Genomic DNA, 26,046 nt, shown 5'->3' on the forward strand with positions numbered 1-26,046 from the left:
TTTTACAAAGGTATTCTATTATTTTCTTTTACAAAAGAAATAAGAGAGCTAATAGTAGATACTACCTTGTTTTCAAGTATAAAAAAATGCGCATCCCCTACATAGAGATACGCATCTTTTATTTTATTATGAGACTTTCTTCTTAATCCACTTGTCCCAATGAATTCCCATATTCCATTTCCCCTTGGACTACAAAGAATACATCATCGGGGTCATAAGGCCCCATTCCGTCTTTCTTGGCTTCCTTGACTATGTAATTCACAATTTCATCTTGATCAATGTTAATGTATCCCTCTTCATCAGGTTGTACATCAAGGCATCCGCTGGAGGTATAGTAATCCACAATCACATCAAGGATATAATATAAATCATCCTCCGTGAATTTATCTTTCAAATCCTGAGGCAGATAATTTTTGATAAACTCTATCGTTTTTTGATCATCCTCATCTTCCAATAAGAAATCGTCTTCCATTCCCATAGTCGTATATATTAAAGGGGTGAATATTCTTTTTATTACAGTAAAGCTTTTATTTTTTCTTCCAGCTGAGCTTTGGTCACTGCACCTACAGTCTTATCTTTCACTTCACCGTCCTTGATAAAAAGAACAGTAGGAATGTTACGTACACCAAATTTACCGGTCAGTTCGTCGTTATCATCCACGTCGCACTTTCCAATTATTACCTGATCCTTATATTCTTCTGCCAAAGCTTCAACATCCGGAGCTATTTTTTTACAAGGACCACACCATGTTGCCCAAAAGTCCACTACTACAGGCTTGCCTGATGCCAGCAATTCTTCAAAATTGCTATCTTTAATTTCTAGTGCCATAATTATTATACTTAGTTATTTAAAATGTTAGCGCAAATATACTAATTAATTTTGTAAGAGAGCTGTGGTTGGCTCTTTAAATAAGTCATGATCTCTTTTTGAACTGAAATTTTCATAGTACGTGACATCAGATTGACATACATTTGCCCATCCTCATCCATCACATGAAAATAAAGCTCTGCATTACCGGGATGTGCCTTGATTAAGGCTGAAAACTCCGTTATCAGCTCTTCATCCAATGCAGACAAAGGAGCTGAAACTGTAAGTTTCTCAATAATCTTTTCCTTTACTTCCGGTAACAACTCAATAGTACTTATCTTCACCTCCCATTCTTCCTGTCGCCATTGTTTTGGCTGACATTTCCCTCGCATAAATAAAAACATACCGGTCATAAAAAAGTTCTTCTTCTCTACCCATTCATTACCGAAGAAAGCAAATTCTGCTGAGCCCGAATAATCTTCCACTTTAGCAATACCGTATGGTTTTCCCGTCTTGGTATACCCCTCACGCACTGCAGTCACAATCCCTCCCATGGTTAAGTCTCTGTTCTGCAAAGGGGTTAAATCGGCAAGTTCCGCCATGTGGACATTGCATACATTCTCTAATATAACAGCATACTCATCCAACGGATGGGCAGAAAGATAGATACCTACCAAATCACGTTCCTTATTCAAACGTTCCAAATCCCCCCATGCAGGAGACGGAATGATTTCGGGAGTAGCAATATCCACCTGATTCTCACCTCCAAACAAAGAATTTGCAGCTGCGGCTTTATCCATCTGATACTTATTCCCATAACGTACCAAAACTTCGGTAAAGGTTTCATCTTTAGCGTTCTTTACAAAGAAATCTTCACGCTTTATTCCTGTGAAACTATCAAAAGCACCTGCCAAAGCCAAGTTTTCTATATTCTTACGATTGCAAGCCGAAAGATTTACACGCTGTACAAAATCGAAAATATCTTTATATTCTCCATTTCTCTCACGTTCTTCAAGGATAGACTGCACAGCACTTTCCCCCACTCCCTTAATGGCTCCCAGTCCAAAACGGATATCCCCTTTACGATTCACAGAAAACTTCAGATAACTTTCATTCACATCAGGTCCCTTGGTCATGATACCAGTCGCCTTACTCTCGTCCATCAATTTAGTAATTTCCGTGATATTCGAAATATTCCGGCTCATCGTAGCCGCCATATATTCCGCCGGATAGTTTGCTTTCAGAAAAGCTGTCTGATAAGCCACCCACGAATAACAAGTAGCATGAGATTTATTGAATGCATAAGAAGCGAACTTTTCCCAGTCCGTCCAAATCTTCTCAAGTACTTTGGGATCATGACCGTTCTTCCGTCCGCCTTCAATAAACTTAGGCTTCATATGGTCTAGTTTGTCCCTCAGTTTTTTACCCATTGCTTTACGCAAGGCATCGGATTCGCCACGAGTAAAATCCGCCAGCAAACGTGACAAAAGCATGACCTGCTCCTGATATACCGTAATACCATATGTATCTTTCAAATATTTCTCCATAATAGGAATATCATACTCAATAGGCTTACGGCCATGCTTACGGTCGATAAAGTCCGGAATGTAATCCATAGGTCCCGGACGATAAAGAGCATTCATCGCAATCAAATCCTCAAAAGTGCTAGGTTCCAATTCCCGCAAATATTTCTGCATACCGGCAGATTCGAACTGGAATGTACCAATCGTCCGTCCTTCACTATAAAGAGCATAAGTAGGAGGATCCGAAATGTCAACCTCGTCAATATCCAAGATAATCCCCTTACTATGCTTGATATTTTCAATCGCCTCTTTGATAATAGAAAGGGTCTTCAGACCCAAAAAGTCCATCTTGATCAATCCAGTATCTTCAATAACTGAACCTTCATACTGGGTCACCAGCATTTTTTCACCGGTTTCCTTATCATCTGCCGTACTTACAGGCACCCAGTCCGTTATATCATCTCGACATATAATAGTACCGCACGCATGCACACCTGTATTACGGACATTCCCCTCCAACATCTTTGCATACTTTATCGTATCACGCAAAATAGGATCGGGTGAGACTTCCGCTGCCTGTAGTTCGGGAACATAAGCTATGGCATTAGGCAAATTCATTTTTTTATCAGGAATCTTATCCGGAACCAACTTACACAAACGGTCGGACTCCGATAAAGGTAATTTCTGTACACGGGCTACATCCTTGATTGCCAGCTTGGTTGCCATCGTACCGTATGTAATGATATGCGCCACCTTTTCCTGACCATATTTTTCAGTTACCCAATTCAGTACTCGTCCACGACCATCATCATCAAAATCCACATCAATATCAGGCAAAGAAATACGGTCGGGATTCAGGAAACGTTCGAACAGCAAATCGTATGCAATAGGGTCTATTTTAGTGATACCCAAACAATATGCTACGGCAGAACCTGCCGCTGATCCACGTCCCGGTCCCACAGACACATCCAATTCTTCACGCGCGGCACGAATAAAATCCTGCACAATCAAGAAGTAACCGGGAAAACCCATCGTCTTCATAATATGAAGTTCGAATTTGATCCGTTCCTGCACTTCCTCACTCAATACTTCTCCATAACGCTTATGCGCACCTTCCAACGCTAATTTCTTCAGATAATCAGCTTCCAGTTTAATACGATAGAGTTTGTCATAGCCACCCAGTTTCTCTATTTTGGCCTTAGCGGCCTCCTCACTCATTACCACGTTACCGTTTTCATCTTGAGTGAACTCATCAAACAAGTCCTTTTCTGTATATTTCTTCCGATATCCCTCTTCTGTTCCAAAATCTTCAGGAATAGCAAAAGTAGGCATAATCGGTGCATGATCTATACTATAAAATTCCACCTGATCACAAATATCCACCGTATTTGAAAGAGCCTCGGGAACATCAGCGAAAACTTCATTCATCTCGGCACGTGTCTTCATCCACTCTTGCTTTGAATAGAGCATACGGTTAGGATCATCCAAATCCTTACCTGTACTCAGACAGATCAGCCTGTCGTGTGCTTCAGCATTCTCTTCATCTACAAAGTGAACGTCATTGGTACAAACCAGCTTGACATTGAATTTTTTAGAATACTCTATCAGCTTTTCGTTAGCAATTTGCTGCAATTTATAAGCTTCATGGTTCGCACGAGGAACCGTCGCTTTATGACGTTGCAATTCCAAATAGAAATCATCTCCGAATACACGTTTATACCATTGGATAGCTTCCTCAGCCTCTTCATATTTTCCAGCTATGATATTTCTAGGAACCTCTCCGGCAATACACGCAGTACAGACAATCAACCCTTCATGGTATTTTTCCAATTCCACACGGTCAGTACGCGGACGCATATAGAACCCTTCCGTCCATGCCTTTGATACTAATTTTATGAGGTTGTGGTATCCTTTTTCATTTTTAGCAAGCACAACCAAGTGATAACCACTTTGATCGGGTTTTCCTTCTTTGTTGAATAAACGACGGCGCGCCACATACATCTCACAACCGAAAATCGGTTTAAACAGTTTCTTCTTTGCCGTTTCCAATTTTTCCTTGCATGCCACAAGTTCCGTCTCGGGATTATCACATTCCACCGTACCTTTTTCCAGTCCGGCTATTCTTTTCTTCAAATCCTTTATCTCACTGTTAGTACTGCTATTCTTCTTATTTACATAGTTGAAGAATTCCTTGATACCGAACATATCACCATGGTCTGTTACGGCTATACCTTTCATTCCATCAGCCATAGCCTTGTCTACCAAACGTGGAATAGACGCCTGGCCATCAAGGATGGAATACTGGGTATGGACATGTAAATGGACAAAATCCTGCATAATCGTTACTCTACTAAAAAATTGTCTAAAGATACTCTGCTTTCATAAAACCTGCAAAAAGATAAAGAAGAAGTTATCAACATTCGCTTTTTTTATCTTAAATGAAGTCGAAATAGGCATTTCTAACAACTTTTATTTGCAAGGTTTTCAAAATAAGTTTATTTTTGCACGATAATTGGTTTTATACAATCATGAACCGACTGAAGAAATTAAAGAAAATAAGACTACATAGAGAGGGAACAAGCATCTTAATTGTCAGTGCCATCCTGTTAATTGGTATCAATGCCCTATTGTTTTGGGGAATTGAGTGCAAAATTCCATTTTATATATTTGCCACCGCAAGTATCGTTGTTTACCTGTTAATGGTTAACTTTTTCCGTTGTCCCATTCGATTATTCGAGCACGACACTGAAAAAATCGTAGTAGCCCCGGCAGACGGAAGAATAGTAGTTATAGAAGAAGTAGATGAACATGAATATTTTCATGACCGCCGGTTAATGATTTCTATTTTTATGAGCATTGTCAATGTACATGCCAATTGGTATCCCGTAGACGGAGTAGTGAAACATGTAGACCATCATAACGGTAAATTTATGAAAGCATGGCTGCCTAAAGCCAGTACGGAAAATGAACGTTCTATGGTCGTTATTGAAACTCCTGAAGGACATACTGTCATGGCGCGCCAGATAGCAGGAGCAATAGCCCGTCGAATCGTGACCTATGCCGAAGTAGGAGAAGATTGCTACATTGATGAACACATGGGGTTTATTAAATTCGGTTCGCGTGTAGATGTTTATCTCCCACTAGGAACCGAAGTCTGTGTCAAGATGGGACAAGCGACTGTAGGTAACGAAACCGTCATTGCTAAACTAAAATAAGAAAATCACCAATGGCAAACTGTATCACACGCCACATTCCTAACGCGGTAACTTGCTGTAATTTATTCTCCGGCTGTATTGCCAGTGTCATGGCTTTTAACGAAAACTATACCTTGGCCATCTCTTTCATTATACTAGGCGCTGTATTTGATTTCTTTGATGGCATGTTGGCACGTTTGTTCAAAGTATCAGGGCCTTTAGGAAAAGAATTAGACTCGTTGGCCGATGACATCACTTTTGGGTTCGCTCCTTCCGCCATTGTCTTTTCTTTATTTAAAGAGGTACACTATCCTGATTTTCTATTGCCTGTTGCCGATTATATGCCTTATACCGCATTCCTTATTTCCGTATTTTCAGCTTTGCGTTTAGGCAAGTTCAATATTGACCCACGCCAGAGCAGTAGTTTCATCGGTATGCCCACTCCGGCTAATGCTTTATTTTGGGGGTCATTGACTGTAGGAGCACATTCTTTTCTTATATCCGATTCTTTTAATGCGGCATATCTTTTCATCTTGGTAGTTATTATGTCATTATTGCTGGTGGCAGAAATTCCAATGTTCTCATTAAAATTCAAGAGTCTTGCCTGGAAACAGAACAAAGTCAGCTATATTTTCCTCATTGTATGTATTCCCCTGTTGGCTTTCTTCAAAATCAGCAGTTTTGCAGCTATCATCCTGTGGTATATCATTCTATCTCTTTTAACTAAAAAAAGAGCGTAAACAATAAACGTGGCACGCTTGTTGTACGTGGTATATAAAAAAAGAAATTACTATGTTTGGATTTTTAGGCTTTCTACTTATTATTTTTCTGCTGATTATTTTTATCGGCTTCACTATATTAGGCAACATTCTGCGTGTATTGTTCGGGATCGGCAAACATCCCCCCTACCAGAATCGAACATCTACCCACCAAAAACAAAATACATATACCCAGACTCAAACGAATGACGAGAATGAAAACTTTGCAGAATTCTCTTCATCTTCTTCAAATAGACATTCTCATTCATCGGGAAACAGAAAAAAAATCTTTGATGACGATGAGGGAGAGTATGTAGATTATGAAGAGGTGAAATAAGAATTATCGTTTTTTCTTAAAGAAATCTTTCATCAATCGGGCACATTCATCAGCGAGTATTCCTTTCACCACGATCGTCTTTGGATGCAAGGCATCGGGGGCATATTTTTGATATCCCCTTTTGGGATCTTCAGCACCAAAGACAAGTTTTCCTGTCTGTGCCCAGGCTATGGCACCGGCACACATCACACACGGTTCCACAGTGACATACAAAGTACATTCATTCAGGTATTTCCCGCCCAAGGTATTAGCCGCAGCTGTGATAGCCTGCATTTCGGCATGAGCTGTAACATCATTCAATGTTTCTGTCAAATTATGCCCACGACCAATGATGCGGTCACGACAGACTACCACCGCCCCCACCGGAACTTCTCCTTGTTCAGCCGCTTTTACAGCCTCCATCAAGGCTTGTTTCATATAATAGGTATCATCTGCCATCTTATCTTCTCATATCATGTTCATTAAACAATGTAGGATAATCCTCTTCCATCTTCTGATGGATAAAAGTCAATACTGTTTCGCGTAACCAACGCGCCTTATTGGTTATCTTATACTTTTTAAGATAACAATCCACAATCCGTACCTCCTCTTCACTCATCAAACATACCATACGCTGCTTGCGTTTAGGGGTTGATGCCGGTACTTTTACTCTCTTTTTTACGTTGTTTGCCATATTCTCTGCAAAATTAGCTTTACTTCTGTAAATACAAAGCATAAAAAAGAGTATTTTTGTACAAAAAGAAACAGAATGGCAGAACACAACGAATTTGGCAAAGAGGGAGAAGAAGAGGCCGCTGCATATCTCATAGATAAAGGATATTCTATCCGCCACCGGAACTGGCATTGCGGAAAAAAAGAACTGGATATTGTTGCCGAATATCGGAACGAACTAATTGTTATAGAGGTAAAGACCCGCAAGAATACTAGATTCGGTAATCCGGAAGATGCAGTAACAGATAAGAAGATTCGCAGAATTATAGCTTCAACTGATGCATACTTGCGCAAGTTCTCAGTAGATTTACCTGTACGTTTTGATATCATCACCTTAGTGGGCGAAAAGACTCCTTTCACTATAGAGCATATTGAAGAAGCCTTTTATCCTCCGATTTGGTAAAAATATATATATTATATATGGACATAGAAACAATACGCGATTACTGTATCAGAAAGAAAGGAACAACAGAAGAATTCCCTTTTGACAATGTCACCTTAGTATTCAAAGTCATGGGGAAAATGTATGCCTGTATCGGATTGGACAACCCGGAATGGCTATCTTTAAAATGTGCACCCGAATATGCCTTGGAATTAAGAGAACATCATTCCGGCATTGAAGGAGCCTATCACTTCAATAAGAAATATTGGAACCAAGTATCCTTACAAGGTGACATTGACGACAAACTTATTTTATCACTGATAGACCACTCATACGAAGAGGTTATCAAAAAATTCACCCGTAAACTTAAAAAAGAATATGATGAGATCCCCTAACTGGTCAAGCAAAATCTTAAAAGAAGAAACCGTAACCTCAACAAATGACCGACTTGCAGAACTTTGTCAGGAAAAAGAAATCAAGGAATTCACCACGCTTATGGCAGAATATCAAACCGCCGGAAAAGGGCAACGTGGAAATTCATGGGAATCAGAATATGGCAAGAATCTGACATTCAGCACTGTATTTTACCCCCAAACAATCGCTCCCGCCAGTCAGTTCATTTTATCTATGGCGGTAGCTTCTGCCATTTGTACCGCATTGGCCCATTATGTCCATGCAGATTGCCTGCAAATAAAATGGCCCAATGATATCTATTGGAAAGACAAAAAAATAGCCGGCATATTGATTGAAAATGATTTAACAGGAAGCCAAATTTCACAGAGCATTATTGGGATAGGGATCAATATTAACCAGGAAGAATTTCATTCATCTGCTCCCAACCCTGTTTCATTAAGACAAATTACTCAAAAGGAAACAGACAGAATGGAAGTTCTGAACTGCGTATTGGAACATATCATAGATCTCTATTCCCGGATAGAAAACAGAGAAACCGATATCATTACCAAAATTCAGGAATGCTACCTGAAAGCACAATACCGCAAGGAAGGTTATCACCCCTATTGCGATGCAAAAGGAGAGTTTACTGCCAAACTGATCCGTGTGGAGCCCGACGGACATTTGATTCTGAAAGATAAAAACGGTTCTCTTAGAAAATATGCTTTCAAAGAAGTTAAATATATCCTTTAGTTGTCCTTCCCTTCAGGAACCATCAACATTCCTCCAGTGGCATGACGTTCTGTCGATTGATACACAGATTCCCCCCTCATAATCGATTTAGATAACGTATTCATGCCTCTGGCTGACCGGTTTATTCCTGTGATCAAGGAGATGGCTTTACCCCGCATGAATTCATCCGGATCACCCAATGGTAATAAAGCGTCCGTCGGATTTTGAGTCAAATCATACTCGTTCCATTCTATATCCGGTTTAAAACCGGCACTGTAGTCATAATTCACCGCATTAGTCACTCTCAATGTAATAGGCCAATACATCCATTCATATTTATCATTTTTCTGCATCTCCATTCCTACATTTTTTCCTTCTGTCAATTCGCCAATAAGGATAACATCCATAAATGGGTTGAGGCTGTTAATAACGACTTCCGAAGAAGAAGCCGTACTTTGGCTTGTCAATATATAAATTCGATTGGAATTAAGTTTCAAGTAACCTGCCGTTCCTTTCGTTTCCACACAAAAATCATTGGAATAGGATTGTCCCTTATTGTCAGAGAAAACAGCAAACACCTTTTTTCGAGAAGCTTCTGGAATGAGGAGTCCTGCGAGCATATTAGCAGAATTCTCATATCCACCTCCATTATAGCGCAAGTCCAGCACAAATTCATTCACACCTTGCGCCTGAAATCCGGCGAATATCTTCTTCATTTCCTCATCATAGGTACGATCCGAATATCCATTCGGTCCGGAAGTAAAATGATTATAAACCAAATACCCTATCTTCTTATCTCCCCGAGTATATACATTGTGATAGAACAAGGGATTGTCCTCCACGGCCCGGGAAGCTTCTATATCAATAGTTCTGACCTCTGTATCGCCACGTTTGACGAGCCATTGAGTCCTATCTCCATTTAATAAGATTCCATAATTATCGGAATTAATATTATTTTTTCCTTTAACACCCACGATCCAATCCCCTCTTTCCAAACCTGCACTTGATGCCGGACTATTAGGAAGAACATACAGAATACGGGCATAATAATATCCTAAAGGTTGATTACTATCGTTTACAACATTAAATAAAGTAAACTCCATACCATAAGTATCATCCGCATCAATGCTGGTACGTGCTTTATAATCTTTATTCTTCTCCATATAAGAATAATAATAAAGATGCTTTCCGTTTCTCGTCTTTCCATCTTTCAAACTGAGCATAGATCTAAAGAATGTTTGGGGATCAGCAGAGAAATCCAACTTATTTTGAGCAGGAATGTCGTTATTCCACAAATAATCACTGCGCATGACACTCTCTATCCACTCATTGACTTCCAACTCCGTGTTACCATTTCCCGGGTCATCTCCTTTAGCCGGAGTATCATCCGAACATGACATGCCTAACAGACATAACAATAAGCCCAACCAAATATGGATTTGAAAATTCTCTTTCATAATTCTCCTGTTTTGATCATTTTAATAACCGCAAATATATCTATATTCCAATGATATATCATCTTAAACAACAACTATTTTCAATTCAAATTTAAATTTTCATTGGTTATTTATGAGAAAGAGAGTACCTTTGTATCCATCTCTATCAATCTACACTCATGATTCAACTTAATAACGGAAACAAAAAAATACTTCAAATAGCCATCCCTTCTATCGTTTCAAACATTACAGTTCCTCTGTTGGGCTTGATTGATGTTACTATTGTAGGTCATTTGGGCTCTGCCGCCTACATCGGAGCGATAGCTGTAGGCGGAATGCTTTTCAACATCATCTACTGGATTTTCGGTTTTCTGCGTATGGGCACCAGCGGCATGACTTCACAAGCATACGGCAGGCACGACCTGAATGAAGTCACCCGGTTACTACTCCGTTCCGTCGGAGTAGGATTATTCATTGCATTTACTTTGCTAGCCTTGCAATATCCTATAGAAAGAACCGCCTTCACCTTTATCCAAACGACTGAAGAAGTAGAACATCTGGCGTCCCTCTATTTCTATATCTGTATTTGGGGAGCACCGGCTGTATTAGGGCTTTACAGTTTTGCCGGCTGGTATATCGGTATGCAAAATTCCCGTTTCCCCATGTATATAGCCATCACACAAAATATAGTGAACATTGCGGTCAGTCTTCTTCTTGTATATGGATTAGGAATGAAAATAGAAGGTGTCGCCATCGGAACGTTAACTGCACAATATGCCGGGCTAGTCATGGCATATTTGTTGTGGTTACGCTACTACAGCACCCTGCGGAAACGCATAGAATGGCATTCCTTCTTTGACAAACAGGCCATGTACCGTTTCTTCCAAGTAAACAGGGATATCTTTTTCCGTACCATCTGCCTGGTGGCGGTTACTGTCTTTTTCACCTCGGCTGGTGCGGCACAAGGAGAAGTGGTGTTGGCGGTCAATACATTACTTATGCAATTATTCACTTTATTCTCCTACATTATGGACGGCTTCGCATACGCCGGAGAAGCATTGGCAGGAAGATATATCGGAGCCAATAATCAGAAAGCACTCCACACGACGGTTCGCCAACTATTCGGCTGGGGAGTAGGATTATCGCTTGCTTTCACCTTATTATATAGTATAGGGGGACAATCCTTTCTCGGATTACTGACTGACGAAACAACTGTCATTCATGCTTCCGAAAGTTATTTTTATTGGGTACTTGCCATTCCTTTGGCAGGCTTCTCTGCTTTTTTGTTCGATGGAATATTCATCGGTGCGACAGCCACCCATCTGATGCTGAAAGCCATGATAGTAGCCTCTGTCAGTTTCTTTCTTATTTACTATGGTTTCCGGGGGGCAATGGGCAATCACGCTTTATGGATGGCATTCATTACCTATCTTCTACTTCGCGGAGTAATGCAAGGAGTCATGGGAAGAAATATTTTAGGATATAAAACAAGTAAAAAAGATTAATATTTTTATCTTTGCAAAAAACTAAAAGACAAACCAATATGGCAAGATTTAAAAGAATTCTACTGAAGCTGAGCGGCGAAAGCCTGATGGGCGAAAAGCAATATGGTATAGACGAAAAACGTCTGGGTGAATATGCGCAACAAATCAAGGAAATACACGACCTTGGCGTACAAATAGGTATTGTAATCGGTGGTGGAAACATCTTCCGGGGGCTGAGCGGAGCTTCCAAAGGTTTTGACCGTGTAAAAGGTGACCAAATGGGGATGTTGGCAACCGTTATCAACAGCTTGGGATTGAGTTCCGCATTGGGAGCGGCCGGAGTCAAGGCACGTGTATTGACAGCTATCCGCATGGAACCCATCGGTGAGTTTTACAACAAATGGAAAGCGATTGAAGCGATGGAAAACGGAGAAGTTGTGATTATGTCTGCCGGAACAGGCAATCCGTTTTTTACTACCGATACCGGGTCTTCCCTGCGTGGTATCGAGATAGAAGCCGATGTGATGTTGAAAGGAACACGCGTGGACGGCATTTATACAGCTGATCCGGAAAAAGACCCCACTGCTACGAAATTTGACGATATCACTTACGATGAGGTATTGAAGCGCGGTTTGAAAGTAATGGATCTTACAGCAACCTGCATGTGCAAGGAAAACAACCTGCCCATTATCGTTTTCGACATGGACACAGTAGGTAACCTGAAAAAAGTAATGACCGGTGAAAATATAGGAACACTGGTACACAACTGATTTTCTCATCAAGTTCATCCATTTGTCATTCCTTATTTCCTTCTAAATGACAGATGGGTGAACAGTTTTTCTCTGTCTTACCATTTTTTCCACAAATTCGTTCTTTATTGACACATATTCCTTAAAAAAGAGACTCAACCGATAGATTTTCCATCTAAATGAACAATTATTCATGGACTTATAGCGTTAATTAGCCTATTTTTACATCAGCAAAAAATGTAAATCATTCAAAGACTATAAAAACGACAGGAAATACCATGAAAAATTACTGTTACATCTGTTTATTGACTGCCTGCATGGCTCCCATGTCTCTCCAAGCCCAAAAAGCAATTCCGTACAGTGGAGAAGTATGTGTAGCCTCTCTCCCTACAGTCCCCACAACCCTTCCCGGCATATCTTCCGACTCGTATGCCCGGCGCTTTGCCGACTCTGAGATGCTCCGCTTTCCCAAAGCTTATCAGCTGGATCATGGCAAACGGCTCTTTTTCGGGTATTCACAAGGAGTAGGCTGTTGCGCCATGCTGGATATGTGGAAAAATACCGGTGACAAACGTTACTTTACGTATGTTGAGGAATGGGCGGATAGTTTGATTAACGAAAAAGGAGAAATCCACCTTTATGATATGTCAACTTACAACCTGGATTACATCAATTCAGGAAAAGTACTGTTCGACCTCTATAAAGAAACAGGCAAAGAAAAATACAAAGCAGCCATGGACTTACTGGTAGAACAACTCAAAAGACAACCACGTACGCTGGAAGGTGGCTTCTGGCATAAATTGATCTATCAACATCAGATGTGGCTGGACGGACTTTATATGGCTTCTCCTTTCCTAGCCCGCTATGGAGCGGAATTCAACCGTCCTGATCTGATTGATGAAGCGGTAAAACAATTCACACTTTGCCACAAACATACCTATTCACCGGAAACCGGATTATATCATCATGCCTGGGACGAGAGCAAATCCCAACGTTGGGCAAATCCGCAAGACGGTACTTCACCTAACTTCTGGGGACGCAGTATAGGCTGGTGGTTCATGGCCATGGTAGATGTACTGGACTATATTCCCGACAACCACCCCGGACGTGCCTCGCTTATCAGTTGGATTCAAGGTTTGGCAGAAAGCCTGCCCAACTATCAAAGAGACGGGCTATGGTATCAGGTAATAGACCAGCCCGAACGTGAAGGTAATTTTCCCGAAGCATCCGTAACCACCCAATGTATGTATGCTTATGCCAAAGCGGTGAACAAAGGATATATAGACGCCCGATACCGGACCATCGCGGAAAAAGCCTTCAACGGATTAAAGAAAACATTGCTTCGCGAAAACCCCGACGGAACTCTGACGCTGACCCGTTGCTGTCAAGTAGGCGGACTGGGCGGCACTCCTTACCGCGACGGAAGCTTTGAATATTACATTGGCGAAAAGATGCGTGACAACGATGCCAAAGCTACCGGTCCTTTCATCATGGGTTGCCTGCAACTTGGCAAATAGAATCATATCGCATAAACAACAGAATTATCCATCTTTTTAAATTAGCTATATACAATGAAACACACCATTTATGCTCTGACAATGTTTGCATTGGCCGCTTGCACCTCTCCCCAAGAGGAAGCCATAGACCGCCATGCACTGGTAACACGCAATAATCCGGAAGTGACTGCCATGGATTCATTATCCTCCCTGTCGGTAGGAAACGGAGAATTTGCCTACACGGTAGATGCTACAGGATTGCAGACTTTTCCCGAAGTCTATAAAAACGGAGTTCCACTGGGTACACAAAGCCAATGGGGATGGCACAGCTTCGGAAATCCCGAAAACTATAAACCGGAGGAAGCCTTGGTGGAGTATGACTTCGGCCACGGGCACAAAGAGCTATATGCCACCCAACCCAAAGAACCCGGCAGAGCAAAGGAAGCATCCGACTGGTATCGTGTAAACCCACACCGCCTGCATCTGGGTATCATCGGACTCGAATTAGAAAATGAAGTACGTCCCTCGGATGTGCAAAACATACAGCAATCACTGGATATGTGGAACGGTATCATCAACAGCCGGTTCACTCTCAAAGAAACTCCCTACCACATTCAGACAGTCTGCCATCCGGAGCGTGATATGATTGCCGCACGCCTGTCGGCCCGACAACCTGCCGGCATCAAGTTCCACTTCCCCTATCCCACGGGCGGTCACTGTGACGATGCTTGTAATTGGGAAGCGAATGATAAACATAGCACGACCCTGGTCAGTGAAGACGCACAATCGGCCGTGTTAAAAAGAACACTCGACGCAACCACCTATTATGTAACAATCAGTTGGGAAGGCACTGCGAAGCTAAGTGAAAAAAGTGCAAACTATTTCGTACTCACGCCAACGGACAGTGTATTTACATTCACCTGCCAATTCACACCGCAAGCGTCCGCTTCTCCCATCCTGACTTTTGCGGAAGTACAACAAGCCTCTTCCGGACATTGGCAAAATTACTGGACACAGGGAGCTGTCGCCGACTTCTCACAATGTACGGATGTCCGTGCCAAAGAATTGGAACGCCGGGTCGTATTAAGCCAATATCTGCTCGCCATCCAATGTGCCGGATCAACCCCGCCACAGGAAACCGGACTGACTTACAACTCCTGGTTCGGGAAATTCCATTTGGAAATGATCTGGTGGCATCAGGCACAATTCGCCTTATGGGGACATCCCGAATTACTGGACCGCACTTTATCCTGGTATGAAACCGTGGAACCCATAGCCCGCCAGATAGCGGAAAGACAAGGTTTCAAAGGCATACGATGGATGAAAATGACTGATCCCAGCGGTACGGAAGCCCCCTCTAAAGTAGGCAGCTTCCTGATCTGGCAACAGCCTCATCTCATCTACCTGGCAGAATTGCTCTATCGGGCTAATCCATCGGAAGAACTACTGAAAAAATACAATAGCCTGATACAGGAAACCGCCGAATTCATGTATTCATTTGCCACATACGAGGAAGAGCACGACCGTTATGTCTTGAAAGGCGCTATTCCCGCACAGGAAACGTTGCGCGCCGCCGAAACTGTCAATCCGCCTTTTGAACTTTCGCACTGGCATTTCGCCATGCAAGTTGCCCAAACATGGCGTGAACGTACAGGGATGGAACGTGTACCCGAATGGGATGTGCTGATAGAGAAATTATCTCCGCTGGCATACAACGACGAACAGCTGTATCTGGCAGCCGAGACCGCGGTGGATACCTATAAAGATATCCGTTTTACCTCAGACCACATGGCAGTGCTGGGCGCTGTCGGCATCCTGCCCATGAATCAGCTGATTCATGCCGGATATATGAAAAACACCCTGCACTGGATTTGGGATAACTGGAACTGGGACAAGACCTGGGGCTGGGATTATCCGATGACAGCCATGAATGCCGCCCGAATGGGTGAGCCCGAAAAGGCAGTCAGCGCATTATTGATGGACAAACGTACCAACACCTATCTGGTAAACGGTCACAATTACCAGGACGGGCGTCTGCGTATTTACCTGCCCGGCAACGGTGGATTACTGACCACAGTCGCCATGATGTGCGCCGGATGGGACGGATCGGAAGGGAACAATCCCGGATTTCCGAAAGATGGCAAATGGAATGTACGCTGGGAAGGGTTACAGCCGTTACCGTAAGAACAGGAGTTAGCAGTTATTATCATGAAAACGACATATTTACTTCTATGCCTGTTGGGCATCGGTAGCGTTTCCGGCGCAGGACAAACCAAACAGCCACAAAAGATAGGCGATTTCATAGAATCCACTTCGTACAACGAACATCGCCGGAATGCCACCCGAAGCCTGCAATATACCCCTGACGGAGACGATTTTGTCTGCATCAACGGTAAGAATCGCTTTACCCGTGCCTTATACGGCAGCCACACAGCATTCCGGCTGGAAACAAGCGACCGGCCCGTATTCGCTGCTTATACCAAGGAGAATCCGAAGCACATCTGCTTTAAACTGCAAACCTCCGGAGGAACGGTAGCCCTTGACTCTACCGAACACTGCGAGTCCCGTTATACAGCGGGACGCCGCAGCTACAGTTTATCTGATCCGGCTTTCGGAGGCGGAAGCTTATCCATTACCACATGGGCACTTCCCGATAAAGAAGGGGCCATCTGGCAATTCAACGCCCGGAATTTCAAGGAATTCCATCCCGTTCTACTGGCATCCATTTCAGAGATACGTAATTCCAAACTAAACCGTAACGGAGACATGGGAGCCGACCCAGCCGACAGTTTCGAAGCTCCTCTCCAGCCTCAACAGTTACAATCCTTCCCGGTACAGATAGACGGAACACTTTATATTCTATTGGAAAACCAGGAACTACGCACACTGACGACTGCCGAAGGCGAAAACCTGTTTAAAAAGGCAGAAGCCGCCCGCTCCGAAACAGCCTCACGCATCCGCATTGAAACACCCGACCCTTATTTCAACACCTTAGGAAGCACGCTGGCTATGGCTGCCGATGGAATCTGGGACGGCGAAGTGTGGCTACACGGTGCCATAGGCTGGCGAATGCCCCTCAGTGGCTGGCGAGCCGCCTATACCGGCGATGTTTTGGGATGGCATGACCGTGCCCGGACCCATTTCAACGCATACGCGGCAAGTCAGGTCACCGAAGTGCCCAACACCCTCCCCCATCCGGCACAAGATTCCGCCCTGCATCTGGCACGTTCCGTCAAGAAATGGGGTACACCCCAATACAGTAACGGATACATCTGCCGTAATCCGCACCGCAATAATCAGATGCACCACTACGACATGAACCTTTGCTACATAGACGAATTGTTATGGCATTTCAAGTGGACGGGGGACTTGGATTATGTCCGCCAAATGTGGCCTGTCATCACCCGTCACCTCGCATGGGAAAAGCTGAACTACGACCCGGATAACGACGGGCTGTATGACGCATACGCCTGTATTTGGGCCAGTGACGCCCTTTATTACAATAGCGGAGCAGTCACCCATTCATCGGCTTATAACTACCGTGCCAACAAGACAGCGGCCCAATTGGCAGAAAAGATAGGCGAGGATCCCACTCCTTACCGCAACGAAGCCGAAAAGATTCTGAAAGCCATGAACGAGAGGCTATGGCTTCCCGACAAAGGACATTGGGCGGAATATCAAGATTTTATGGGTCACAAGCGAGTACACGAAAGTGCCGCTGTATGGACCATTTATCATGCTATAGACAGCGAAACAGCCAATCCGTTCCAAGCCTATCAGGCTACCCGTTATGTAGACACAGCCATTCCTCATATTCCCGTCACAGCCCATGGATTAAAAGAGAATGGCTATGCCACTATCGCCACCACCAACTGGCTGCCCTACTCATGGAGCATCAATAATGTCGCCTTTGCCGAAGTGATGCATACCGCATTGTCATACTTCCAGGCCGGACGTGCCGACGCCGGATACAAACTTTTGAAAAGCTCTGTTCTGGACGGCATGTATCTAGGAGACAGTCCGGGTAACTTCGGCCAGATCAGCTTCTATGATGCCGCACGCGGAGAATGCTACCGCGATTTCGGTGATCCCATCGGAGTCGCTTCACGAGTACTGATCCAAGGTCTGTTCGGTATCCTGCCGGATGCCCTGAACCAGCAAATCATCCTCCGGCCGGGCTTCCCGGACGACTGGGACAAGGCTTCCGTCAGCACTCCCGATATAAGCTATCGCTTTACCCGGAAAGAAGATACGGATACCTATCATATCACACAACGGTTCCAGACTCCTCTCCATCCGGTATTGCACGTCAATGCCAGAAAAGAGAAGATCCGTTCAGTAAAAGTGAACGGTGTCCCTGCCACATGGCAATCCATCGAATCGGCCCATGGCTATCCTCTTCTTTCAATCCAGGCGGAAGGAACATCTTCAACCACCATTACCATCGAATGGGAAGGAGCACCACTTCACACGTTGGCAGTCCAGGAACCAGTCATCACTTCAAACGGGAAGTTGGCTTTGCAAATACCTTCGGGAGCATCCATCTCCCAAGTATATGATCCTCAGAGCGTTTTAGCAAATCACACTGTAGAAGCCACCGCTTTCAACGCACAGATAAAAGGTGAACCGGGACACCACACTTTCTTTGTTTACACCCATCAGGGAGAAATGGATTGGTGGCAACCTGTTAATATCTATATAGAGAACGTCCGGGAATCCCCCTCCTATACAGACTTTGCAGATATCCGTCCCGAAAAATGCCGGATGGTTGATTTTGACCGGCAACTGAATGCTTCCGTCACCGATATATATCAAAATGAATACCTGTCTCCCCGGTCTCCATACACTACGTTGCAACTTCCCACACAGGGAATAGGAGAATGGTGTCATCCGCTGCTGAGTGCTACCATAGACGACTCGGAATTACGCAGTCTTGTACATCATGATACTTTCCAAACGTCTTTAGGCATCCCCTTCCGTCTGAAAGAAAAAGGAAACAACATTCTTTTCACCTCCCTATGGGATAATTACCCGGACAGTTCCACCATCTCACTATCCGGCACTGCCTCACATGCTTATCTGCTGATGGCGGGAAGTACCAACCACATGCAGTGCCACATTGCCAATGGAATAATACGCATACACTATGCAGACGGAACTTCCCAAGCAACGGAGTTGACCAATCCGGACAACTGGTGTCCTATAGAACAAGATTTCTATGTGGACGGCAAAGCATTCCAAGCAACTGCTCCCCGGCCGTACCGTCTGCACTTGAAAAGCGGTAAAATAAGCCGTGATCTGGGTAAGGAACTCAACATCACCGGCGTATATGGACGTGAGATAGAAGGTGGTGCAGGCATATTGCTCGATATTCCTTTGGATCATTCCAAGGAACTAAAAGGGCTGACCCTGGAAACCCTGTCCAATGATGTGGTGATAGGAATCATGGGAATCACTTTGCAATAACCACGTGTTATTCAATGCGGAATTACGTTAACTTGAACCGGCGTAGTTCCGCATTATTCATCTTTGGCACACTACGTAAATGTTCCAAAGTCACTCCTTGAATGTGTGCCTGTACCGCCCTGTTTATCAGTCCATGCCCGACTGCCAACACCTGTTTTCCATCATATCGCTCTTTCAAGTAGTCCACAAAACGCCCCGCACGTTCATAGAGCATCGCCTCCGTTTCCACATCTGCCGGAAAATGTTGCAAATCAACTTCTTTAATGGCAAGACCTGTCCAACTCCCCCAATCGATTTCACGCAGCAAGACTGTTTTCTCCCAAGGCAGGTTCCGACCTTCCACCGCGATGCGGGCCGTATCCACACACCGTTTCAAATCACTACAGACCACTGCATCCAAAGAGATGTCCCGCAAAGTATCACGCAGCGCTTCAGCCTGTGCTATTCCTTCAACAGTCAGCGTGCCCGGCATGTGTCCTTGGAAAATACGGGCGATATTCTCTTCTGTCTGCCCGTGACGGGCTAAATATAAAGATATCATTTTTTTTTAATGCAAAGATAATGCTTACCGGCCAGATTTACTTCAAAAGGGCAACCTTCTTATTCTCCTTTCCAAAGAAAAGCAATCTTCAGACAGATGATAAAAAAATAACAATCTTGCCTATAAAAGTATTCTCCCCGTAGATTAAGGGGTTTCTTCCGTACAGTTAAGGCCTTTCATGCGGTAACCTACTACAGACTCCGTCAGTAGACTGTACAGTCTGTTACATCAGACCGTACGGTCCACTACAATAGTTTATACAGTCCATTATCGGAGTCTGTAGTAGGTTACCGTATGAAAAAGCTTAATCATGCAGTAGAAAAGACTTAGTATACAGGGGAAAAAGGCTTAAGTATTCATCAAAAGCAGACAGCCACCTTCGAAATGTCACTCCGCCTGCAAGCTACAAATTATCCACCGTATCTTCCACTTCTATCACCCAGTCCCCGATAGTACGGGTGGCACTGTCGAAATTAATCCCCACCTTCACGATGCGCCTGCCATCCTTGCGATAAGGAACAGCATACAGCCTGCTGTTTATCTGCGCCAATGCCTCCCGGGCCGTACCGTCATATTTAAATTCCAGCACATAAATGGCATCCTGCATCTTTATGACCACATCCGCACGCCCCACCGCACTTTTCACCTCGCTGTCCACATACATCCCCATCAGACGGAACAACAAATAAAAGATGGTCTGGTAATGCTTCTCCGTCTTGTTCTCCAAATCATTGGAAATGGAAGCAAAGAAAGAACGCGTACGTTCCAAGCAGCTCTCTATATCTCCCTTACGAAGATCGCGAATGAAGGAAACGACATAAAAAGTACTGCTCTGACCCGGCAACTCAAGGTAAGCGGGCAACAGGGACTCGATGAAACCTTTACGCACCTCCCCGTTGGGATAGGCCAGCCGGTACACCTGGAACTCGGGATCATATCCCTTGATCGTCAGGTAACCACTTTGATATAAAACGGGGATAGGACTAGTTACACGTTCCGTCGGGGCATCAAACTGCTCGTCTGTAGCCTCCACCCCCTCCAGCTGGCGCACGTCAAAATCCGTTTCCTGCAACAAATCAATCAAGAAAGCAGGAGTGCCGGTAGAGAACCAGAAATTCTTGTACTCCTTTGCATCAAAGGCATTGAACAGACTGAAAGGATTGTAAATATCCTCACAATGCTTGCTGAAATGATACCCGTCATACTGCCGCTTCAGATGCGCACAGGCAGCTTCATACGTCTCGCCGTTCGCCAAAGCCATCCGCTCAATGTCCGGACGAAGCTCGTCCAGCAACTCCCGCTCGGTGATGCCGCATATCGCGCTGAAGTCATCCCGCATACTGATGTTCTTCAAATTATTCAGCTCACTGAAGATGCTCATCTGGCTGAACTTGCTGATTCCCGTGATAAAGAGGAAACGAAGGTATTGCCCCAATCCCTTGAGAGGACTGAAAAACTTACGCAGTTCATTCCGAAGCTCCTGCTGCAAGGGGATGTTGAAATTACTGTCCAAAAGAGGAGCGTCGTATTCGTCAATCAGGACAACGACCGGCAGACCGGTCTGTTCATACGCACGGCGGATCATACCTTGCAGACGAGCAGCAGGAGTCTTTTCCTCCTTTTCCGCCCCATAAACCTTTTCACAACGAAGTAAAAACAGATTCAACTGTTCCTGCAAATCGAACAGGGTAGTATATTTAGTCAGACTGAAATCAATATGGAATACCGGATACACGTTCCAGGCCTTTTCCAGACGCTCCATGGCCAGCCCCTTAAACAAATCTTTTTTCCCTTGAAAGTAAGCCTCAAGAGTGGATACCAACAAACTTTTCCCAAACCTCCGCGGACGGCTCAGAAAATACACACTGTCCGTGTTAGCCAATCGGTAAACCAGTTCGGTCTTGTCTACATATACACAATTCCGGTTACGCAACTGCTCAAAATTCTGTATACCTATGGAGTATCGTCTGTAATTTTCTTCCATATTCTCATTGTTTTCTAATTCTGCTTATGGGATAGAAACAAAGATAGCTGTTATCCGATAAAACACAAAAACTTTTCATTTGTTTTTAATAAAGCCCCAACAACTTAAACTGGTGATGATAAGGTAAAGAGCCGTTAGAAATATAAAATCATCTCTCTTTTATTGCAGATAATCAAAAAATAAATTACTTTTGTTTCACTTAAAACGAATCAATAAACAACTTAAATAACAGAACAGTATGATAGACGCAAAAACTTGCATCAACGACGCACAAGAGAAAATGGACATGGCCGTTATGTATTTGGAAGAAGCCTTAGCGCACATTCGTGCAGGAAAAGCCAGTACCCGGTTGCTGGACGGCATTCGTGTTGACTCTTATGGAAGCATGGTTCCCATCAGTAATGTAGCTGCCGTGACTACTCCCGATGCACGCAGTATCGCCATCAAGCCATGGGACAAAAGTATGTTCCGTATCATCGAAAAAGCTATCATGGACTCTGATCTGGGCATCACTCCCGAAAACAACGGTGAAATTATCCGTTTGGGTATTCCGCCATTGACAGAGGAACGCCGCAAGCAACTGGCCAAACAATGTAAAGGCGAAGGCGAAACCGCAAAAGTAAGTATACGCAACGCACGCCGTGACGCTATAGACACACTGAAAAAGGCCGTTAAAGAGGGTATGCCCGAAGACGAGCAAAAGAATGCGGAAGCCAAACTTCAGAAAGTACACGATAAATATATCGCGAAGATTGAAGAACTTCTGGCAGAGAAAGATAAAGAAATTATGACGGTTTAATGAAGAACTTAAAATAATGAAGCAATAATAATGAAGAAGGAAGAATTGTCCTGCACAGCCTTGCTTTTGTCCGTGCGGTCCAATTCCTCTTTCTTCATTTTTCATTCTTCATTTTAATTTATGAAAGGACTAGTAATAAAAAACACAGGCAGCTGGTATCTTGTCAAAACAGAAGACGGACGTACCATCGAATGCAAGATCAAAGGAAATTTCCGTTTAAAGGGTATTCGGAGTACCAATCCCATTGCTGTAGGAGATTATGTACAAATCATTATCAACAATGAAGGAACCGCCTTCATCAGTGAGATAGAAGACCGCAAGAACTATATCATCCGGCGCGCCTCCAACCTTTCCAAACAATCGCACATACTGGCAGCCAATCTGGATCAATGTATGCTGATTGTTACAATTAATTATCCCGAAACCTCAACTATATTCATTGACCGTTTTCTAGCCACCGCGGAAGCATACCGTGTACCCGTCAAACTGATATTCAATAAGACAGACAGGTATAATGAGGATGATACACGCTATATGGATGCTCTGATAAACCTGTACACATACATCGGTTACCCTTGCTTCAAAGTTTCCGCACTGAACAACATAGGTACAGATGAAGTGAAAAAAGACCTGGAAGGGAAAGTCACTTTGCTTTCCGGCAACTCAGGAGTAGGGAAATCAACATTAATCAACGCCATTTTACCTGAACAAACTTTGAAAACAGGTGAAATATCCGATTACCATAACAAGGGAATGCATACCACAACCTTTTCCGAAATGTTCCCGGTAGACGGCGGCGGATACATCATCGACACTCCGGGTATCAAAGGTTTCGGAACATTCGATATGGAAGAAGAGGAAGTAGGACATTACTTTAAAGAAATATTTGAATATTCCGCTCATTGCAAGTATGGAAACTGCACCCATAGGCACGAGCCCGGATGCGCCGTACGCGATGCAGTGGAGAAACATCTAATCAGCGAGTCACGCTATGCTTCTTACCTGAATATGTTGGAAGACAAGGAAGAAGGCAAGTATCGCGCCGCTTACTAAAAACCACAACTTTATGAAAAAACACCTCTTAGCTATTGCACTGTTTGCATTATGCACCACCGGGCTGAATGCCGCTTCTCCTAAAAAAGTAGCTCCTGAAAAAAAAGGAGTAGAAACCATTAACCGTGCCACAGCCGAAGCACATATCGGCTTTTTGGCCTGTGACGAACTGGAAGGACGCGAAGCCGGATGGAAAGGTGGACGCATTGCAGGCAATTATATCATTTCCTGCCTGAAACAGATGGGAATAAAGCCACTGGACGGAGACTATATACAGCCCTTTGACGTGTATCATGCTGAACGGCAAGTGAAAGGGAAACGCTGGCAAGTACATCCCGATTCTATTGCGGAACTGAAAAAAGTGGTACATCAAAAATTGGCATTACGTAATATCTTAGGTAAAATAGAAGGAAAGAATCCAAATGAAATTGTCATTATCGGTGCACATTACGACCACATAGGCTACGATCCGATGCTGGAAGGAGATCAGATTTATAACGGTGCAGATGATAATGCATCAGGCGTTCAAGCCGTATTACAGGTAGCCCGTGCTTTTCTTGCTACCGGCGAGCAGCCGGAACGTACCGTTATCTTCGCCTTTTGGGATGGTGAGGAAAAGGGATTGCTGGGCTCCCGTTATTTCGCCATGAACTATCCGGATATTAAAAAGGTAAAAGCCTATTTGAACTATGACATGATAGGACGTAACAGCCGGGAGGACCAGCCCGATTATTTCGTTTACTTCTATACCGCAGCCCATCAGGCCTTCGGTGACTGGCTGAAAAAAGATATTGAGGATTACCGCTTGCAGTTATCCCCTGACTACCGGGCTTGGGACAATCCGGTGGGAGGCAGCGACAACGGCACGTTCGCCAAACTGGGAATACCTATTATATGGTATCACACTGATGCCCATCCCGATTATCACCTTCCGGGAGATGAAACACAGAAAATCAATTGGCTGAAGATAGTCGATATAACCAAAGCCTCTTTCCTTGCGATGTGGAAACTGGCAAACGAAAAAAAATATTAAAAAAGAACGTGGCGTTTAAACTGAACGCCACGTTTTTTTATCTAATCTTACATTAACGTATTTATTAAACCCATATAGAAAGGCACATGAACAAACGAATCAAATGGGGCATCATTATATTAATCGGAGCCGGCTTGGCCGGACTAGGCATCTATCAATTTACCCCTCACGAAAATGAAGAACTGACAGCCGCCGACGCGTTGCCTAAAGAAAACAAGCAACGCACATTGAAAGTCAATGCACAAGTCATAAAACCACACTTGCTGACAGATGAAATATTGGTGACCGGACGCCTGGTTCCTGACGAAGAAGTGAGTCTGTCTTTTGAAACCTCCGGAAAGATCACCGATATTTTTTTCACAGAAGGCACATTGGTAAAACGAGGAGAATTACTTGCCAAAGTAAACGACCGGCAGTTACAGGCTCAGTTAAAACGTCTGGAAGCACAAATACCTTTAGCCGAAGACCGTGTGTTCCGCCAAAACGCCCTGTTAAAACGAGATGCGGTCAGTAAAGAAGCATACGAACAGGTAAAAACCGAACTTGCCACCCTTAACGCTGATATCGAAAATATCAAAGCCAACATTGACATGACCGAACTCCGCGCACCATTCGACGGTATCATCGGATTGAGGCAGGTCAGTACGGGAGCATACGCCTCCCCCACCACTGTAGTAGCCAGACTGACCAAAGTGACTCCATTGAAAGTAGAGTTCGCCGTACCGGAACGTTATGCCCGGGAAATAAAAAAAGGGACTAATCTGGAGTTCAAAGTAGAAGGAAAACTGGATACCTATCATGCACAGGTTTATGCAACCGAATCCAGTATAGATATGGAAACCCATTCATTGAACATCCGTGCCATCTACCCCAACCGCAACGGCGAACTGCTGGCAGGCAGATATGCAGATATTCAATTAAAACAAAAAGAAATAGAAGACGCGATAGCGATTCCATCCGAAGCGATTGTCCCCGAAATGGGTAAAAATAAAGTATTTGTTTATCGTAGCGGAGTTGCAGACCCTGTAGATGTTATTATAGGACTCCGTACCGAAGCCGAAGTACAGATTGTACGAGGATTGTCTGTGGGTGATACCATCCTGACATCGGGTACACTGCAATTACGTAAGGGAATGCCTGTGGAACTTCAGGCCATTAACTAACAACT

23 protein-coding genes are annotated in these 26,046 nt (G+C 43.8%); 15 read left to right on the forward strand and 8 right to left on the reverse strand.

Features of this window, described 5'->3' with window-relative positions:
- Positions 1-142 precede the first annotated feature (142 nt).
- From RE317_RS05015 to dnaE, 3 genes are read right to left on the reverse strand one after another with little or no spacing between them, the layout of a single operon-like run.
- On the reverse strand, positions 143-478 hold the full coding sequence (locus RE317_RS05015) for a hypothetical protein (protein WP_005839898.1): 336 nt from the start codon (positions 476-478) through the stop codon (positions 143-145).
- Between the two features lie 35 nt (positions 479-513).
- Positions 514-828 (reverse strand): thioredoxin, encoded by a 315-nt coding sequence (gene trxA / locus RE317_RS05020; RefSeq protein WP_005839896.1) that lies wholly within the window; start codon positions 826-828, stop codon positions 514-516.
- Positions 829-869: 41 nt separating this feature from the next.
- Positions 870-4,667, reverse strand: coding sequence for a DNA polymerase III subunit alpha (gene dnaE / locus RE317_RS05025; RefSeq protein WP_005839888.1), 3,798 nt, complete (start codon positions 4,665-4,667; stop codon positions 870-872).
- 191 nt (positions 4,668-4,858) lie between these two features.
- Here dnaE and RE317_RS05030 point away from each other — a divergent pair, with 191 nt between their 5' ends.
- From RE317_RS05030 to RE317_RS05040, 3 genes are read left to right on the forward strand one after another with little or no spacing between them, the layout of a single operon-like run.
- The gene (locus tag RE317_RS05030) at positions 4,859-5,545 is read left to right on the forward strand and encodes a phosphatidylserine decarboxylase family protein (RefSeq protein ID WP_005849101.1); all 687 of its coding nucleotides are present in this window, start codon (positions 4,859-4,861) and stop codon (positions 5,543-5,545) included.
- A gap of 11 nt (positions 5,546-5,556) precedes the next feature.
- Entirely contained in the window at positions 5,557-6,264 is a 708-nt protein-coding gene (locus RE317_RS05035; protein WP_005839882.1) for a phosphatidylcholine/phosphatidylserine synthase, read from the forward strand.
- Positions 6,265-6,316: 52 nt separating this feature from the next.
- Positions 6,317-6,619, forward strand: coding sequence for a DUF4834 family protein (locus RE317_RS05040; RefSeq protein ID WP_016270938.1), 303 nt, complete (start codon positions 6,317-6,319; stop codon positions 6,617-6,619).
- Positions 6,620-6,622: 3 nt separating this feature from the next.
- Here RE317_RS05040 and RE317_RS05045 read toward each other — a convergent pair whose 3' ends face one another.
- Together RE317_RS05045 and RE317_RS05050 are read right to left on the reverse strand one after the other, a co-directional pair.
- The gene (locus RE317_RS05045) at positions 6,623-7,057 is read right to left on the reverse strand and encodes a nucleoside deaminase (RefSeq protein ID WP_117873569.1); all 435 of its coding nucleotides are present in this window, start codon (positions 7,055-7,057) and stop codon (positions 6,623-6,625) included.
- Between the two features lies 1 nt (position 7,058).
- Positions 7,059-7,292 (reverse strand): hypothetical protein, encoded by a 234-nt coding sequence (locus tag RE317_RS05050; protein WP_008674910.1) that lies wholly within the window; start codon positions 7,290-7,292, stop codon positions 7,059-7,061.
- A 75-nt stretch (positions 7,293-7,367) separates the two neighbouring features.
- Here RE317_RS05050 and RE317_RS05055 point away from each other — a divergent pair, with 75 nt between their 5' ends.
- The 3 genes from RE317_RS05055 to RE317_RS05065 are packed head-to-tail and all read left to right on the forward strand — an operon-like array spanning position 7,368 to position 8,858.
- Complete coding sequence (locus tag RE317_RS05055) at positions 7,368-7,733, forward strand: YraN family protein (protein WP_005839876.1); 366 nt, start codon at positions 7,368-7,370, stop codon at positions 7,731-7,733.
- Between the two features lie 17 nt (positions 7,734-7,750).
- Positions 7,751-8,107, forward strand: a complete 357-nt coding sequence (locus RE317_RS05060; protein ID WP_005849107.1) for an MmcQ/YjbR family DNA-binding protein — start codon at positions 7,751-7,753, stop codon at positions 8,105-8,107.
- Entirely contained in the window at positions 8,091-8,858 is a 768-nt protein-coding gene (locus tag RE317_RS05065) for a biotin--[acetyl-CoA-carboxylase] ligase (RefSeq protein ID WP_008669371.1), read from the forward strand. Before RE317_RS05060 ends, RE317_RS05065 begins: the two co-directional genes overlap by 17 nt.
- On the opposite strand, the gene RE317_RS05070 is transcribed toward RE317_RS05065, so the two are convergent.
- On the reverse strand, positions 8,855-10,294 hold the full coding sequence (locus tag RE317_RS05070; RefSeq protein WP_303266206.1) for a S41 family peptidase: 1,440 nt from the start codon (positions 10,292-10,294) through the stop codon (positions 8,855-8,857). The genes RE317_RS05065 and RE317_RS05070 overlap by 4 nt on opposite strands.
- 158 nt (positions 10,295-10,452) lie before the next feature.
- Between RE317_RS05070 and RE317_RS05075 the strand changes: the two genes are divergently transcribed.
- From RE317_RS05075 to RE317_RS05095, 5 genes are all read left to right on the forward strand, one after another.
- Positions 10,453-11,778 carry an MATE family efflux transporter gene (locus RE317_RS05075; RefSeq protein ID WP_005849113.1) on the forward strand — a complete coding sequence of 442 codons (1,326 nt, stop codon included), beginning with the start codon at positions 10,453-10,455 and terminating at the stop codon, positions 11,776-11,778.
- Between the two features lie 38 nt (positions 11,779-11,816).
- The gene (gene pyrH, locus RE317_RS05080) at positions 11,817-12,527 is read left to right on the forward strand and encodes a UMP kinase (protein ID WP_005839859.1); all 711 of its coding nucleotides are present in this window, start codon (positions 11,817-11,819) and stop codon (positions 12,525-12,527) included.
- Between the two features lie 257 nt (positions 12,528-12,784).
- Positions 12,785-14,023 (forward strand): glycoside hydrolase family 105 protein, encoded by a 1,239-nt coding sequence (locus tag RE317_RS05085; RefSeq protein ID WP_117873571.1) that lies wholly within the window; start codon positions 12,785-12,787, stop codon positions 14,021-14,023.
- Between the two features lie 54 nt (positions 14,024-14,077).
- Positions 14,078-16,186 carry a glycoside hydrolase N-terminal domain-containing protein gene (locus RE317_RS05090; RefSeq protein ID WP_303266205.1) on the forward strand — a complete coding sequence of 703 codons (2,109 nt, stop codon included), beginning with the start codon at positions 14,078-14,080 and terminating at the stop codon, positions 16,184-16,186.
- Positions 16,187-16,210: 24 nt separating this feature from the next.
- On the forward strand, positions 16,211-19,468 hold the full coding sequence (locus RE317_RS05095; protein ID WP_117873575.1) for a DUF4450 domain-containing protein: 3,258 nt from the start codon (positions 16,211-16,213) through the stop codon (positions 19,466-19,468).
- 22 nt (positions 19,469-19,490) lie between these two features.
- Here the strand turns inward: RE317_RS05095 and RE317_RS05100 are convergent, their stop codons facing one another.
- Together RE317_RS05100 and RE317_RS05105 are read right to left on the reverse strand one after the other, a co-directional pair.
- A complete protein-coding gene (locus RE317_RS05100) occupies positions 19,491-20,009 on the reverse strand; it encodes a histidine phosphatase family protein (protein ID WP_016270944.1) in 519 nt (172 codons plus the stop codon).
- A 403-nt stretch (positions 20,010-20,412) separates the two neighbouring features.
- A complete protein-coding gene (locus tag RE317_RS05105; RefSeq protein WP_117709469.1) occupies positions 20,413-21,993 on the reverse strand; it encodes an ATP-binding protein in 1,581 nt (526 codons plus the stop codon).
- A 238-nt stretch (positions 21,994-22,231) separates the two neighbouring features.
- Here RE317_RS05105 and frr point away from each other — a divergent pair, with 238 nt between their 5' ends.
- From frr to RE317_RS05125, 4 genes are all read left to right on the forward strand, one after another.
- Positions 22,232-22,792, forward strand: a complete 561-nt coding sequence (gene frr / locus RE317_RS05110; protein ID WP_005839846.1) for a ribosome recycling factor — start codon at positions 22,232-22,234, stop codon at positions 22,790-22,792.
- Positions 22,793-22,912: 120 nt separating this feature from the next.
- Entirely contained in the window at positions 22,913-23,845 is a 933-nt protein-coding gene (gene rsgA, locus RE317_RS05115; RefSeq protein WP_022508873.1) for a ribosome small subunit-dependent GTPase A, read from the forward strand.
- A gap of 13 nt (positions 23,846-23,858) precedes the next feature.
- Positions 23,859-24,878, forward strand: coding sequence for a M28 family metallopeptidase (locus tag RE317_RS05120; protein ID WP_117695948.1), 1,020 nt, complete (start codon positions 23,859-23,861; stop codon positions 24,876-24,878).
- 86 nt (positions 24,879-24,964) lie between these two features.
- Complete coding sequence (locus RE317_RS05125) at positions 24,965-26,041, forward strand: efflux RND transporter periplasmic adaptor subunit (protein ID WP_005849123.1); 1,077 nt, start codon at positions 24,965-24,967, stop codon at positions 26,039-26,041.
- The last annotated feature ends 5 nt before the right edge of the window (positions 26,042-26,046 follow it).

Source organism: Phocaeicola sp. GP0067 (assembly GCF_031119655.1).
Taxonomy (GTDB): Bacteria; Bacteroidota; Bacteroidia; order Bacteroidales; family Bacteroidaceae; genus Phocaeicola; species Phocaeicola vulgatus.